We start from the raw sequence: 13,015 nt of genomic DNA, 5'->3' as shown, positions 1-13,015 counted from the left end.
TGGAGAAACGTATCTTCTCCCTCGGTCTGCCCGATTGGACCACTCGTACGAACGGGTTTGAAACCCGGCTGACCGCCACCGACCGGCGGCGGTCCGCTGCTGCCCCGTCAGCGGGCGACGCGGGCGACCCAGGCGGCCGGGTCGTGGATCTCGTCCTTGGTCGGGAGGGTGTTCGGGGACGTCCAGACCCGGTTGAACCCCTCCATCCCGACCTGCTCCACGACGCCCCGCACGAACACCGCGCCGTCCTGGTACTGGCGCAGCTTGGCGTCCATCCCGAGCACCCGGCGCAGGAGCAGGTCCAGCCGGTTCGCGCCGCGGTCCCGGCGCTGCTGGAACTTCTCCCGGATCTCCGCGACCGTCGGCACCACCGACGGGCCGACCCCGTCCATCACCACGTCCGCGTGGCCCTCCAGCAGCGACATGACCGCCGTCAGCCGGCCCAGGATCTCGCGCTGCGCGGGCGTCTGCACGACCTCCAGCAGCCCGGTGGGCGCCCCGGCGGGCTCGCGGCCGCCGACACCCGCCAGGCCGCCGCCCAGCGCGCCGGCCGCGTCGCGCAGGCGGTCCAGCAGAGCGCCCGGGTCGACGTCCGTCTCGGTCAGGAAGGACTGCACCTCGGACTGGATGTGGTCGCGCAGCCAGGGCACCGCCGTGAACTGCGTGCGGTGGGTCTCCTCGTGCAGGCACACCCAGAGCCGGAAGTCGGACGGATCGACGTCCAGTTCCCGCTCGACGTGCACGATGTTCGGCGCGACCAGCAGCAGCCGGCCCGGGCCGGGCCCGTCCGGGCCGAGGCGCGGCTTGTCGAACAGGGCGGCCGGACTGTCCGGCGCCTCCAGCGAGGGCTCCGCGGGGGCGAAGGTCTCGTACTGGCCGAGCACCCTGGTCGCCAGGAACGCCAGCAGCGCGCCGACCTCGATGCCGGTGGCCTTCTCCCCGACCGAGCCGAACACGCCCGCGGCCTGGCCGTTCGCCCGCCGGGCCTGGAGCTTCTCCACCAGCGGCTGGACGACCGTCCGGAACCCCGCCACGTTGGCCCGGACCCACCCGGGGCGGTCCACCACGAGCACGGGCGTCGCGACGGCGTCCGCCAGGCTCGTCGAACGCATCCCGGTGAACGCCCGCACGTGCTCCTCGGCCGCCAGGGCGTGCCGGCGCAGCTCGGCCACCACGGCCGCCGCCTCCGCCCGGCTCACCTCCGGCCCCGGCCGCACCAGCCGGGTCGCGGTAGCGACCGCGAGATTCCAGTCGACCATGTCAGAACCGCCACTCGCGCTCGTCATGCCCTCACCGTACGTGCTCCGCCTCGCCCGGGGCAGCCACCGGCCCCACCCACGCCCTGCCCCGTCCCGTCACCCCCCAACCACATCCGCCCCGGCCCCTCCGGAGCCGACCGGACGGCGTGCCGCGCACCGGTCGGAGGGCGGGGACGGGGCCCGGGTGCCGGAAGGCGGCGGGGCCCCACGCCGGTCGGGCCGGGGCGGTGCGGGCTCGCCGGCGGCCGGGGTGATCGGACGGGTCGCAGGGCCCGCGTCCGTGGGACGGTCAGTGGCAGCCGCAGGAGGCGAGGCGCGCCGCGACGCGGTCGAGGGCGGCCCGGGCGGCGTCGGCGTCGGCGTCGGTGTGGGCCATGACGGCGAAGGCGAGGAGGCGGCCGTCGGCGTCGACGACCGTCCCGGCGAGGGTGTTGACGCCGCTCAGGGTCCCGGTCTTGGCGTGGATCAGGCCGGCCGCGTCGGCGGCGCCCGAGCCGGAGCCGTAGCGCTTGCCGAGGGTGCCGGTGAAGCCGGCGATCGGGAGGCCGGTGAGGACCGGGCGCAGGGTGGGGTGCTGGTCGGAGGCGGCCAGGGTGAGGAGCTGGACCAGGACGGCCGGCGGGATCGCGTTGCCGCGGTGCAGGCCGCTGCCGTCGTTGAGGGTCACGTTCGTCATCGTCACGCCGAGCCGGCCGAGCTCCTGCTTCACCGCGGCCGCGGCGCCCTCGAAGCTGGCGGGCTGGTGGGCGGCGATGGCCACCTGGCGGGCGATCGCCTCGGCGATGGTGTTGTCCGAGGTGGTCAGCAGCCGCTCGACCAGCCGGGCGATCGTCGGCGAGTCGACCCGGCCGAGGACGGGGGCGGTGGCTGCGGCCGGGGCGGCGGCGGGCTTGGCCTTGCCGTCGACGGTGATGCCCTGGGCCTTGAGCAGGGCCGCGAAGGCGTCGGCGGCCGCGGAGGCCGGATCGGCGACGCGCGCCGGCGCGTCCTCGCGGCTCTTCGGGTCGGCCTTGCCCTCGTCGACCATCAGCGGGACGACGAGCGGGATGTTCTCCGCGTCGTAGTTCTCGTGCCGCGGGCTGCCCGTGTACATCGACAGGTCGTAGTCCAGCCGGACCGTCGTCGTCCCGGTCTCCTTCAGGGCGGCGGCGGTCTGCCGGGCGAGCGCGTCGAGCGAGGCGGGGGCGGTGTCGGCGTCCGCGGGTCGGCCGGCGATCTGCACCTGGTCGGCGGGCAGCACGGTGAGCGTCGGGTCGCCGCCGCCCACGAGGGTGATCGCGCCGGGCTCGGCCCCCTTGACCACCCGGGTGGTGAGCCGGGTGTCGCCGGGGATCAGCGAGAGGGCCGCGACCGTGGTGGCGAGCTTGGTGGTGGAGGCCGGCGTCGCCGCCGTGTTCTCGCCGGAGCCGTACAGGAGTCTGCCGTCGGCGGCGTCCCCGACGGCGACGGTGACCGTGCCGAGGCTGCGGTCGCCGAGGGCGGCGGCGAGCGCCTGCTGGAGACCCTGGGCGGTGGGCTGGGCGGTCCCGCCCAGGCGGGCCTCGACGGCGGCCAGGACGGCGCCCGGCGCCGGGGCCGGGCGGGCGAGCGGGGACGCGCTGCCGCCCGGGGCGGGGGTGCCGCCCTTGGTGGCCGGGTCGGCCGTGCCCTGGTTGCCCGGGTCACCGGAGCGCTTTCCCTTGCCGTGGCCGTTCTTGCCCTGGTCGTCCTGTCCCTGGTCGCCCTGGTCCCCCCGACCGCCCTGGTCGCCCTGGCCGCGGCCGCCGTCCCCGTGCCCGGTGCTGTGCCCGCCCGGCGCCGGGGACGGTTGCGCGTACGCACCGCCGCCCGCGGCCAGCACCGTCCCGGTGACCAGCAGCGCCACCCCGAACAGTCCCGCAGCCGTCCCCCTGCGGCGGCGCCCCGCCCCGACCCCTGCTCCCACCGACCGGCCCCTTTCCCGAGCACTCGCTCCCGTAGGAGACACTTGGATTCTGTCAGTCCCTACCTTGGAGGAACCGTTGGAGTTCGACGTCCTTATCGAAATCCCGAAGGGCTCTCGTAACAAGTACGAGGTCGACCACGAGACCGGCCGTCTGCGGCTCGACCGGATGCTCTTCACCTCGACGCGCTACCCGGCCGACTACGGCTACGTCGAGGGCACGCTCGGCGAGGACGGCGACCCGCTGGACGCGCTGGTGATCCTGGACGAGCCGACCTTCCCCGGCTGCCTGATCAAGTGCCGCGCGATCGGCATGTTCCAGATGACCGACGAGGCCGGCGGCGACGACAAGCTGCTGTGCGTCCCGGCGACCGACCCGCGCTGGGAGCACCTGCGGGACATCCACCACGTGTCGGAGTTCGACCGCCTGGAGATCCAGCACTTCTTCGAGGTCTACAAGGACCTGGAGCCCGGCAAGTCCGTCGAGGGCGCCAACTGGGTCGGCCGCGCCGAGGCCGAGGCCGAGGTCACCGCTTCGATCAAGCGCCTGGCGGACCAGGGCGGCCACTGAGCCGTCGTTCCGATCTCGATCGAGACCGGTTCGAGGTAGTTCGAGATAGGTCGAGGTAGGTCGGGACAGCCCGGGGCCGGGGTTCGCGGAGGGTCTTCCGCGAACCCCGGCCCTTGCCGTGTCCGGGGCTCTGACGCATCGCGGTCCGCCGACGGACCGTCGGCACGATGTCGGCTCCGGTCGGGCCGACCGAAACCGCCCTCCGGCTGACCGTCGGCCGGCGCGAGCTGCTGTCCAAGCGCGTCGGTCCGGGTGGCCGCCGGCAGGTCCACGCCGCTGTCCGTCCTCGTCCGCGAGGGACGGCGGCCGCCGCCGAGGACGGACAGTGGCCGCCCGGGCCGTGGCGGCCACCGCCCCATCCGGGGGCCGGGTGCTCGCCCAGCGCGCCGCTGCTCAGCGAGGTGTACGGGCCTCCCGTGGATGTTCCGGCGCACCCGCGCACGGGTGAGCCGCTGGTCCTGCCCGAGCGGTAGCGGTCAGTCCTCCAGGCGGAAGCCGATCTTCATCCCGACCTGGAAGTGCTTGATCCGCCCGTCCTCCAGGTGCCCCCGGACCTGCGTCACCTCGAACCAGTCGAGGTTGCGCAGCGTCCGGGAGGCCCGCTCCACGCCGTTGCGGATGGCGGCGTCGACGCTCTCGGTCGAGGATCCGACGATCTCGGTCACCCGGTACACGTGTTCGGTCATGGCTCGGCTCCCTCAGCTGTGCGACGGCCCCCGGTCCACCGTGCACCGCCCCCGCCCCGCTCGCACGCCGACCGCCGCCACGAGCGTCGGAACCGTTCCGCCGGAGCGCCCGGAACGCCTAGAACGCCGCCCGCACCTGCCCGACGGGCACGCCGCCGCCGAGCAGCGGGGCCGCGCCGATGCGCTCGACCGCCTCGTCCGCGCCCGTCACCCCGAGTCGGCGCAGCGCCGCCGCCAGGACCGGCCCGCGGGCCCGCTCGGCACCGTCGTCGATCTTGAAGGCGAGGGCCCGTCCGTCCGGCAGCGCCACCACCTGGACGGCCTCGGCGCCCATCTTGGACAGCGCGCCCGGGACGGCCCGCATCAGCCAGGTGTCGGCCCGGCGGGTGCCGGCCACGTACTCGGGGTGGGCACGCATCGCGTCGGCGACGCGGCGCTGCGCGGTGCCCTCGGCGGCGAGCACGAACGCCCGGTAGCCGCGGGCCAGGCCGGTCAGCGAGACGGCCAGCAGGGGCGCCCCGCAGCCGTCCACGCCGGCGTGCGTGACGCCCTCGCCGGTGGCCTCCTCCAGGGCCTCGCGGGCCAGCAGCTGGATGGGGTGGGCCGGGGCGAGGTAGCCCTCGGTGTCCCAGCCGTTGGCGACGCAGGCGGCCAGCCAGCCGGCGTGCTTGCCAGAACAGTCCATCAGGATCGGGGCGCGCTCGCCGCCGGAGCGCAGCAGCAGCTCGGCCTCGGTCTCGTCGAGCGGCAGGTCGGCCGGGGTGCGCAGGGCGGACTCGTCCAGTCCGGCGGAGGCCAGGATCGTCCGGACACCAGCACGGTGAAACGTTTCTCCGGAGTGGCTGGAGGCGGCCAGCGCCAGCAGTTCGCCCTCGATCTCCAGCCCGGCCCGTACCGTGGCCACCGCCTGGAACGGCTTGGCGGTCGACCGGGGGAACACCGGCGCGCCGGGATCGCCGAGCGCGAACTCGACCGAGCCGTCGGCGGCGAGCAGCACCAGCGAGCCGTGGTGCCGCCCCTCGGTGAAGCCCGAGCGTATGACCTCGGCGAGAACGGTCGGGGTGGCGGACTGGGGCATGGCGGAGCCTTCCGGGGCAGGGGTGGACCGGGGGCGAGCCGGGCCCCACCCGCCCATGGTGCCTCACCCGGTCAGAGAGGGCCGCCCGCGAGCAGGTCGTCGACCCGTGCTTCCCCATCACGGTACCTGCGGGTGATCTCGGCGTTGCAACCGTCCGCGGTGCGCAGCAGCCGCTGCCGCCGCCCGGAGACCTCCTGCTCGTGCGCCCGCAGCCGGTCCAGCGCGGCGAGCAGTTCCCCGGCCGGGTGCGCGGCGAGGTCGGCGAGCTGGACGTCACCCATCAGCGCGTCCGCCTCCAGCTGCGACTCGTGGCCCCGCGGCGGCCCCAGCGTGACGTGCCGGGCCGAGCGCCGCACGGTGGAGGGCGCGTCGGTGAGGATGGCCGGCAGCCGGTCCAGCAGGTCGCCGGACGGCCCCTCGGCGCCGCCGCCCGCCCCCGCCGCGCGCGGCCGGCCGCCGGGGCGGCGGTCCAGCTCGGCGCGCAGGATGTCCATCCGACCGTGCAGCAGCCGCCGCAGGTAGGAGAGGTCGGCCTCCTGCTCCAGGGTCTCCCGGCGCAGGATCCGCAGCTGGTCCAGGCCCAGCCGCTCCAGGTCGGGCTCGTCGTCCCCGGTCACCCGCCCGGACCGGTCCTGCGCGCTGCTCGCGTCCATCACCCAACCACCTGCCGTCGTCCGTTCCCGCCCGCTCGCGGCACCCCGTCCCTGCCGCCGTCCGGCCCGTCCCCCGACGGACCGTGCGCGTCACGTCCGTTGGCACGCCCGGACACCCCCGAAAGGTTCCGGTCCCCGGCGGACACCACCCGCCGGGGCGACACCGCCAGAACGCCTGACCTACCGGCTCGACCGCCCGGCCGAACCCGGGCCCGGGGCGGCGGACCTCCTGGCGCCCCGGGCCGTATGTACGGTGCCCCAGCGTGCCACCCCGCCCGGCGCGGGCGCACCGCCCGTGCACCCGAACGGCCCCCTGGCGAACGGGGGTGGCTGATATGACGAGGCCTTTCCCCAGGAAGAACGGCGCCCGACCCAGCGCAGGCGTGCGCAACCCGGCGCGCACAACCCACGTGCGCGCCTCCCTCCGGTCCGTACGGATCCCCTCCTGGGTGACCCCGTTCGGCTCCGGCACAATGGCCGCATGCGAGCAGTGGTGCAACGGGTGAGCGAAGCCAGGGTGACGGTGATGGGCGAGACCGTCGGCGCGATCGAGGGGCCCGGGCTCTGCGTCCTGGTCGGCGTCACCCACGACGACACACCCGCCAAGGCCGCCCAGCTGGCCCGCAAGCTGTGGACGCTGCGCCTGCTGCCGGCCGACGGGGACGGCGTCGAGCAGTCCTGCTCCGACCTCGCCGCCCCGCTCCTGGTGATCAGCCAGTTCACCCTCTACGGCGACGCCCGCAAGGGCCGCCGCCCCACCTGGAACGCCGCCGCCCCCGGCCCGGTCGCCGAGCCGCTGGTGGACGAGGTCGTCGCCCAGCTGCGCGCGCTCGGCGCCAAGGTGGAGACGGGCCGGTTCGGTGCCGACATGCAGGTGGCGTTGGTGAACGACGGCCCGTTCACCGTCATCGTCGAGGTCTGATCCCGGCCGCGGGGACCCGGAAGGCTACTGCGGGACGATCACGTCCTGGGTGCCCGGTACCGTCCCGGCCAGCAGCACCGCGTCCACCGGCACGTTCCGCTTGACGATCGCCAGCGCGATCGGCCCCAGCTCGTGGTGGCGCGCCGAGGACGTGACGAAGCCGAGCGCCCGCCCGTCCGGGTCGGACGCGAGCCGCACCTCGGTGCCGTGCGCAGGCAGCGTCTCCTCGGTGCCGTCCAGGTGCAGGAAGACCAGCCGGCGCGGCGGGCGGCCCAGGTTGTGTACCCGGGCGACGGTCTCCTGCCCGCGGTAGCAGCCCTTCTGCAGGTGGACGGCGGTGCGCAGCCAGTCCACCTCGTGCGGGATGGTCCGGTGGTCGGTCTCGAAGCCGAGCCGCGGCCGGTGACCCTCGATCCGCAGCGCCTCGTACGCCCACACGCCGGCCGCGGGGCCGTACCCGGCTGCGAGCTTCTCCAGCTCGGCGCGCGGCACGAACAGATCGCGCCCGTACGGGAGTTCGCGCACAGCAGCGGCTCCCTCGACGGAGCTGCCCGAGCCCGCCGGCAGGTGCACGAGCGCGTAGTCGGCGGTCGCGTCGGCGACCTCGACCCGGTAGAAGAACTTCATGCTCTCCAGGTAGGCGACCAAGTCGCCCTGGGTGCCCGGCTCGACGTGCGCCCAGGTGGTGGTGCCGTCGTCGACGAGGTAGAGCGCGTGCTCGACGTGCCCGTTCGGGGAGAGCACCAGCGCCTCGGTGGCCTCCTGCGGCGGCAGCGCGCTGACGTGCTGGGTGAGCAGCAGGTGCAGCCAGGACAGCCGGTCGGCGCCGGTGACGGTGACCACGCCGCGGTGCGAGAGGTCCACGAAGCCGTCGCCCTGCGCGAGGTGGCGTTGCTCCCGGAAGATGTCGCCGTAGTGGGCGGCGACGCCCTCGTCGGCCCCCTCGGCGGGGACGGCTCCGGGCAGGGCAAGCAGCGGGCTCTTCACACCGGTCATACCGGTCAGCTTACGACTGGCCGTCCGCGAGCTTGGCGGTGCAGTCGGCGCAGCGCCCGAAGATGGCGAAGTGCTTGAGGTCGGTGTCGAACCCGTGGCGCGCGCGCAGGCTCTCGATGAGCGGCTCGGCGATCTCGGTGTCCGTCTCGATGACCTTGTCGCAGTCCCGGCAGACCAGGTGCAGGTGGTGGTGGCGCCCGGCCAGGTGGTACGTCGGGGCGCCGTGGCCCAGGTGCGCGTGCGAGACCAGGCCGAGCTCCTCCAGCAGCTCCAGCGTCCGGTAGATGGTGGAGATGTTGATGCCGCTCGCGGTCCGCCGCACGTGGCTGAGGATCTCGTCCGGGGTGGCGTGGTCGAGCGAGTCGACGGCCTCCAGGACGAGCTGGCGCTGGGGCGTCAGCCGGTAGCCGCGTTCCCGCAGGTCGGCCTTCCAGTCTCCGGAGAGCTGCCAGTCGGTGGTGCCGGTGTCCGCCACAATGCTGTCCCTGCCACGGTCGGGGGTCCTTGGAACAAGTGTAGGGACCGGCCGCGGGCCGGTCCCTACGTCGTGCGCGGGTGGTGACCACCCGCGCGGTGCCTTCCGGAGACCTGCTGGAGGTCTACTTGAAGAAGGCGATGCCGTCGTCCGGCAGGTCGTTGATGTCCTTGATCAGCTGCGCCGGGCTGAGCACCTTCTTGAGCTGCGCGGACATGTACGGCCGCAGCGGCACGCTCGGGGCGGCCTTCTCGCCGACCCAGAGCAGCTCACCGTTGACGAAGCCGTAGAGCCGCTTGCCGCCCGAGTACTCCGGGGAGCCCTCGATCCGGGCGACCGCGTCGGTCGAGACGTCCACCTGCGGCTTGCCGTCGGCCAGCTCGCCGTACCAGATCTCGACGGTGCCGTCGTCGCGGACGGAGGAGATCTCGATCCCGCGCGCACCGGAGGTGCCGTGGTGGTTGCTGGTGATGCGCCAGAACGCGTGCTCGTTCTCCAGCGGGCGGACCTTCTCGCCCTCCTCGTTCAGCACCCAGGTGCGGGAGCGGAACTCCAGGAAGGGGCGGCCGTCGTGCCGGATCACGATCTCCTGGCCGAAGTTGCACTTCTCCGCGCCCGGGCCCCCTTCACCCGGCAGAGGGGCGTAGACGCCCGCGCCCTCCCAGGTGCCGAGGAGGAAGGCGAGCGGGACGACGTCCTTGTGGAGGTCAGAGGGGATCTCGATCATGTTCCTGGTCGCTGTCGTCGGTGTGGGGCTGCTTCAACCGTACGGCAGGCTCAGCGCTGGCCCTGGTACAGCTTCATCACCGAGAAGATGGCGAACCAGGTGATCAGCACGGCCATGAGGGCCAGCAGACCGTCGAAGAACATTTCCAGACCGGACACGGGGGGCTCCCAGGCGGCGACAGTGTGGTGGATTTTGCTGGCGCTCACTCTATCCGCCGGGCATCGGCCGGTCGCGGTGAGCCCCACCACGTCGCGACTTCCGCGCGCCGACGCCGCGCCGGCGCCCTCGGCGCGACGCCTTCCGCGCGCCGCCGAAGGTTTCCCCGCGCGATCCGGGGATTCCGGGAACCCGACGTTCCGGGCGCTCTAAGGTGGCGCCATGTCGAAGAAGCTCGTCATCAAGGTCACTGCCGGCTCCGACGCCCCGGAGCGGTGCTCGCAGGCGTTCACGGTGGCGGCCGTGGCCGTCGCCAGCGGCATCGAGGTCTCGCTCTGGCTGACCGGGGAGTCCTCCTGGTTCGCCCTGCCGGGGCGGGCGGCGGAGTTCGAGCTGCCGCACTCGGCCCCGCTGCCCGACCTGCTGGAGTCGATCATGGCGGGCGGCACGGTGACGCTGTGCACCCAGTGCGCGGTGCGCCGCGGGATCGAGCAGAAGGACACCGTCGACGGCGTCCGGATCGCGGGCGCGCAGGTCTTCGTCAGCGAGATCATGAGCGACGGCGTCCAGGCGCTCGTGTACTAGAGCGGTGCCGCGGGGCTAGGGGTCCCGCCGCTCGTGGTCGGGGTGGTCCCGGTCGTGGCCGGGCTCGTCCCACTTCGGGTCGTCCCAGCGGGGGTCGTTCCACCAGTCGTCGTCGGGGTCGCGCTTGTTGGCGAACACCGCCGCGGCCGGCGGGATGACCATCGCGACCACGCACAGCGCGATCGCGGCGGGCACCGAGAAGAACCGGACCACGCCCCAGGCCAGGACGAACATGCCGAGGCACCCGCCCATCATGGCGAAGTAGTAGCGGCGCCGCCGGCTTGCCTGCACGTCTCCACGGTACGACCGAGGGCCCCGCCGTGGCAGGGCCCTCGTCGTTTCGCCTTCCGCCGCCTTCCGCGGAGCGGGGGTCAGACCGCGATCGCGACCTCGACGGCGGTGCCCTGGGAGGCCACCACCTGACGGTCCACGGTCTGCCCCGGCACCAGCGCGCGCAGGGTCCACTTGCCCGGGCGGGCGAAGAACCGGAACTGGCCGGTCGCCGAGGTGGGCACCTCGGCCGTGAACTCTCCGCCCTCGTCCAGCAGCCGGACGTAGCCGTTGACCGGCTCACCGTCGCGGGTCACCGAACCCTGGATGATCGTCTCGTTCGCCACGTCAACTCCTGCCAGGTCCGGGCCGCCGGCCTTCGCACCGCACATGTCTGTCTCCTTCTGACTTACGGGTCGAGCCGGGGGCTCAGTTGCTGCCGAGCTCGATCGGCACGCCGACGAGGCTGCCGTACTCGGTCCACGAGCCGTCGTAGTTCTTCACGTTCTCCTGGCCGAGCAGCTCGTGCAGGACGAACCAGGTGAGCGCGGAGCGCTCGCCGATGCGGCAGTAGGCGATGGTGTCCTTCGCCAGGTCGATGCCCTCGGCCTCGTACAGGGCCTTGAGCTCGTCGTCGCTCTTGAAGGTGCCGTCGTCGTTGGCGTTCTTGGCCCACGGGATGTTGCGGGCGCTCGGCACGTGGCCGGGGCGCTGCGACTGCTCCTGCGGGAGGTGGGCCGGGGCGAGCAGCTTGCCGGAGAACTCGTCGGGCGAGCGCACGTCGACCAGGTTGAGGGTGCCGATGGCGGCGATCACGTCGTCACGGAAGGCACGGATCGACGAGTCGGCGGCCTGCGCCTTGTACTCGGTCGCGGCGCGGGCCGGCACCTCGGAGACGAGGTCGCGGGAGTCCAGCTCCCACTTCTTGCGGCCGCCGTCCAGCAGGCGGACGTCGCCGTGGCCGTACAGCTTGAAGTACCAGTAGGCGTACGAGGCGAACCAGTTGTTGTTGCCGCCGTACAGGACGACGGTGTCGTCGTTGGCGATGCCCTTGGCGCTGAGCAGCGCCTCGAAGCCGGCCTGGTCGATGAAGTCGCGGCGGACCGGGTCCTGGAGGTCCTGCTTCCAGTCGATCCGGACGGCGTTGCGGATGTGGTTCTTGTCGTACGCGGAGGTGTCCTCGTCGACCTCGACGATGACGACCTTCGGGTCGTCCAGGTGGGCCTGGACCCAGTCGGCGTCGACCAGGACGTCGCTGCGGCTCATGGTGGTGTTCTCCATCCGGGGGCGGTTGGCGGAAGGTGCTGCTCAGCGGGGTGCTGCGGGGACGCTCGACCTGCTCCGGTCCGAAAGTCCGTCCGAATGATGGGACGGAGGAGGGTGTCCGGGACGGCCGGGCGGTGAATCGCGGTGTGCGTCGGCGGAGGTCGGCCGGGGCGGCCGGACGGAATCGCCGGAGGATCGGCGGCGGGCAGCAACTGCCCTGCCGGGATGCCGAGTTAGCGCATTCGACACAGACAGGCGGCCACGCGGCACAGGTCGACCGCCCGCCGCTTCGTGAGATCCGTCTGTCGCTTCATGTCGACGATGCTAGGGACACCGACGGCCCGCTGTCATCAGCGTATCGAATATCGAGACCCGATCGACCGAATGTCGAGATTTGACCTTCCGGGGCCCGCCGGGCGGCGGCCCGGGGCGCCGCGGCGGCCGTCCGGGGCCGGAAACGGCACCGCTCCGCGGTCGGCGCTGGACAGCGCGTCTCGCGGAGCGGAACAGGCCGATCGGGTCAGCCGAGTGGACGAGTGGTCAGCCGAGGAGCTTGACGCCCCTGCCGTCGAAGTTCAGCTGCAGGCCGTCCTCGGTCGGCGTCACCCCGTCCTTGTCGGCCAGCTTCAGCCCGGCCGGCAGCGAGTCGAGGGTGAAGCTCACCGGGTCGATCTTCTGGCCGGTCACCCCGGCGAACATCCCGGCCAGCCCGCTGAGCTGGAAGCCGTCCGCGGTGACGGTGTTCCCCTCGCTGTGCACCGAGCCGGCACCCACCGGCAGCGGACCCAGCGACGCCTTGACCTTGCCGGGACCGCCGTAGGACAGGCTCAGCCGGGTGTTCGAGCCCACCGGGAGCTTGCCGCCGCCCGGCACCAGCTGCGCGGCCGGCGGCAGCAGTTGGGCGAGGTCCGCGTAGGTGATCAGACCGCTGCCGGTGCCGCTGTCCACGGTCGCGGAGTTCAGGCTGTCACTGACCCGGACGCCCGACAGCCGGGCCTTGAACCCGTGCAGCGCCACCTGGTGGCCGCCGTCGTTGATCATCAGGTTGTCGGCCGAGATGCTTACGTCGTCCAGCTTCTTGGACAGCACCTGGGTGAGGAACGGGAAGCCCCCGATCGAGACGTCCGGGCGCTGGCTCATCCGGCCGCTGCTCACCATCCGGTCGGCGGCCTCGTCCTCGGCCACCCCGACCGCGATCCGGTCGGCGCCCAGCAGCAGCCCGGAGAGCACCACCAGGCCTATCGTCGCCTTCAGCCATCCGCGCATCGCACTCCCCCGTCGTCGCCGGTCGCCGTCGTTCGCCGCCTCACGGCGGCGGCCCGCAACGGGGCCTCCGCACGACCGTACGACGTCCGGCCCCGGAACCTGGTTCCGGGGCCGCCACCGGCTCCCAGAACGCCGCGAGCTACCAGCTCGCCACCGGCAAGCCGGTCATGGCCCTCGGCGGCTT

The 13,015-nt window shown here is 73.4% G+C and carries 16 protein-coding genes and 1 pseudogene; 4 read left to right on the top strand and 13 right to left on the bottom strand.

Features of this window, described 5'->3' with window-relative positions; translation table 11 throughout:
* Positions 1-107: 107 nt before the first annotated feature.
* Together AB0C76_RS21240 and dacB are read right to left on the bottom strand one after the other, a co-directional pair.
* On the bottom strand, positions 108-1,286 hold the full coding sequence (locus AB0C76_RS21240; RefSeq protein WP_359967494.1) for a zinc-dependent metalloprotease: 1,179 nt from the start codon (positions 1,284-1,286) through the stop codon (positions 108-110).
* Between the two features lie 262 nt (positions 1,287-1,548).
* The gene (gene dacB, locus AB0C76_RS21235; protein ID WP_359967491.1) at positions 1,549-3,183 is read right to left on the bottom strand and encodes a D-alanyl-D-alanine carboxypeptidase/D-alanyl-D-alanine-endopeptidase; all 1,635 of its coding nucleotides are present in this window, start codon (positions 3,181-3,183) and stop codon (positions 1,549-1,551) included.
* A gap of 76 nt (positions 3,184-3,259) precedes the next feature.
* Between dacB and AB0C76_RS21230 the strand changes: the two genes are divergently transcribed.
* Entirely contained in the window at positions 3,260-3,751 is a 492-nt protein-coding gene (locus AB0C76_RS21230) for an inorganic diphosphatase (RefSeq protein WP_329932372.1), read from the top strand.
* A gap of 476 nt (positions 3,752-4,227) precedes the next feature.
* Here AB0C76_RS21230 and AB0C76_RS21225 read toward each other — a convergent pair whose 3' ends face one another.
* From AB0C76_RS21225 to AB0C76_RS21215, 3 genes are all read right to left on the bottom strand, one after another.
* Complete coding sequence (locus AB0C76_RS21225; protein WP_359967488.1) at positions 4,228-4,437, bottom strand: dodecin; 210 nt, start codon at positions 4,435-4,437, stop codon at positions 4,228-4,230.
* Positions 4,438-4,555: 118 nt separating this feature from the next.
* On the bottom strand, positions 4,556-5,515 hold the full coding sequence (locus AB0C76_RS21220) for an asparaginase (protein WP_359967485.1): 960 nt from the start codon (positions 5,513-5,515) through the stop codon (positions 4,556-4,558).
* A 71-nt stretch (positions 5,516-5,586) separates the two neighbouring features.
* Positions 5,587-6,168: an ABC transporter substrate-binding protein gene (locus AB0C76_RS21215; protein ID WP_359967482.1), complete on the bottom strand. Its 582-nt coding sequence runs from the start codon at positions 6,166-6,168 to the stop codon at positions 5,587-5,589.
* Between the two features lie 481 nt (positions 6,169-6,649).
* Between AB0C76_RS21215 and dtd the strand changes: the two genes are divergently transcribed.
* The gene (dtd, locus tag AB0C76_RS21210) at positions 6,650-7,090 is read left to right on the top strand and encodes a D-aminoacyl-tRNA deacylase (protein ID WP_359967479.1); all 441 of its coding nucleotides are present in this window, start codon (positions 6,650-6,652) and stop codon (positions 7,088-7,090) included.
* A 24-nt stretch (positions 7,091-7,114) separates the two neighbouring features.
* On the opposite strand, the gene AB0C76_RS21205 is transcribed toward dtd, so the two are convergent.
* From AB0C76_RS21205 to AB0C76_RS21195, 3 genes are all read right to left on the bottom strand, one after another.
* Positions 7,115-8,077, bottom strand: a complete 963-nt coding sequence (locus AB0C76_RS21205) for a folate-binding protein (RefSeq protein ID WP_359967721.1) — start codon at positions 8,075-8,077, stop codon at positions 7,115-7,117.
* A gap of 19 nt (positions 8,078-8,096) precedes the next feature.
* Positions 8,097-8,561, bottom strand: a complete 465-nt coding sequence (locus tag AB0C76_RS21200; protein WP_359967476.1) for a Fur family transcriptional regulator — start codon at positions 8,559-8,561, stop codon at positions 8,097-8,099.
* A 124-nt stretch (positions 8,562-8,685) separates the two neighbouring features.
* Positions 8,686-9,288, bottom strand: coding sequence for an FABP family protein (locus AB0C76_RS21195; RefSeq protein ID WP_359967473.1), 603 nt, complete (start codon positions 9,286-9,288; stop codon positions 8,686-8,688).
* A 378-nt stretch (positions 9,289-9,666) separates the two neighbouring features.
* On the opposite strand from AB0C76_RS21195, the gene AB0C76_RS21190 reads away from it, so the two are divergent.
* Positions 9,667-10,029 (top strand): DsrE family protein, encoded by a 363-nt coding sequence (locus AB0C76_RS21190; RefSeq protein WP_329932323.1) that lies wholly within the window; start codon positions 9,667-9,669, stop codon positions 10,027-10,029.
* Positions 10,030-10,044: 15 nt separating this feature from the next.
* Here the strand turns inward: AB0C76_RS21190 and AB0C76_RS21185 are convergent, their stop codons facing one another.
* The 5 genes from AB0C76_RS21185 to AB0C76_RS21165 all read right to left on the bottom strand — a co-directional run bounded on the left by AB0C76_RS21185 (position 10,045) and on the right by AB0C76_RS21165 (position 12,831).
* Positions 10,045-10,320, bottom strand: coding sequence for a DUF3099 domain-containing protein (locus AB0C76_RS21185; RefSeq protein ID WP_359967470.1), 276 nt, complete (start codon positions 10,318-10,320; stop codon positions 10,045-10,047).
* An 80-nt stretch (positions 10,321-10,400) separates the two neighbouring features.
* Entirely contained in the window at positions 10,401-10,691 is a 291-nt protein-coding gene (locus tag AB0C76_RS21180) for a DUF1416 domain-containing protein (RefSeq protein WP_030059605.1), read from the bottom strand.
* A gap of 37 nt (positions 10,692-10,728) precedes the next feature.
* Positions 10,729-11,565, bottom strand: a complete 837-nt coding sequence (locus AB0C76_RS21175; RefSeq protein WP_359967467.1) for a sulfurtransferase — start codon at positions 11,563-11,565, stop codon at positions 10,729-10,731.
* A 233-nt stretch (positions 11,566-11,798) separates the two neighbouring features.
* Positions 11,799-11,879 carry an Ms5788A family Cys-rich leader peptide gene (locus AB0C76_RS21170; protein ID WP_350517234.1) on the bottom strand — a complete coding sequence of 27 codons (81 nt, stop codon included), beginning with the start codon at positions 11,877-11,879 and terminating at the stop codon, positions 11,799-11,801.
* A 226-nt stretch (positions 11,880-12,105) separates the two neighbouring features.
* Positions 12,106-12,831: a DUF2993 domain-containing protein gene (locus AB0C76_RS21165; protein WP_359967464.1), complete on the bottom strand. Its 726-nt coding sequence runs from the start codon at positions 12,829-12,831 to the stop codon at positions 12,106-12,108.
* 104 nt (positions 12,832-12,935) lie between these two features.
* Between AB0C76_RS21165 and AB0C76_RS21160 the strand changes: the two are divergent.
* A pseudogene (locus tag AB0C76_RS21160) lies at positions 12,936-13,015 on the top strand (glycosyl transferase); the annotation flags it as partial.

This window comes from Kitasatospora sp. NPDC048722 (assembly GCF_040650235.1).
Classification (GTDB): Bacteria; Actinomycetota; Actinomycetes; order Streptomycetales; family Streptomycetaceae; genus Kitasatospora.
This window is presented reverse-complemented; position numbering and strand designations above follow the sequence as displayed.

Coding starts and splice junctions, on each gene's coding strand:
- AB0C76_RS21240 (WP_359967494.1), bottom strand. CDS start 1,286: ATGACGAGCGCGAGTGGCGGTTCTGACATGGTCGACTGGAATCTCGCG.
- AB0C76_RS21225 (WP_359967488.1), bottom strand. CDS start 4,437: ATGACCGAACACGTGTACCGGGTGACCGAGATCGTCGGATCCTCGACC.
- AB0C76_RS21220 (WP_359967485.1), bottom strand. CDS start 5,515: ATGCCCCAGTCCGCCACCCCGACCGTTCTCGCCGAGGTCATACGCTCG.
- AB0C76_RS21215 (WP_359967482.1), bottom strand. CDS start 6,168: ATGGACGCGAGCAGCGCGCAGGACCGGTCCGGGCGGGTGACCGGGGAC.
- dtd (WP_359967479.1), top strand. CDS start 6,650: ATGCGAGCAGTGGTGCAACGGGTGAGCGAAGCCAGGGTGACGGTGATG.
- AB0C76_RS21195 (WP_359967473.1), bottom strand. CDS start 9,288: ATGATCGAGATCCCCTCTGACCTCCACAAGGACGTCGTCCCGCTCGCC.
- AB0C76_RS21190 (WP_329932323.1), top strand. CDS start 9,667: ATGTCGAAGAAGCTCGTCATCAAGGTCACTGCCGGCTCCGACGCCCCG.
- AB0C76_RS21180 (WP_030059605.1), bottom strand. CDS start 10,691: ATGTGCGGTGCGAAGGCCGGCGGCCCGGACCTGGCAGGAGTTGACGTG.
- AB0C76_RS21175 (WP_359967467.1), bottom strand. CDS start 11,565: ATGAGCCGCAGCGACGTCCTGGTCGACGCCGACTGGGTCCAGGCCCAC.
- AB0C76_RS21170 (WP_350517234.1), bottom strand. CDS start 11,879: ATGAAGCGACAGACGGATCTCACGAAGCGGCGGGCGGTCGACCTGTGC.
- AB0C76_RS21165 (WP_359967464.1), bottom strand. CDS start 12,831: ATGCGCGGATGGCTGAAGGCGACGATAGGCCTGGTGGTGCTCTCCGGG.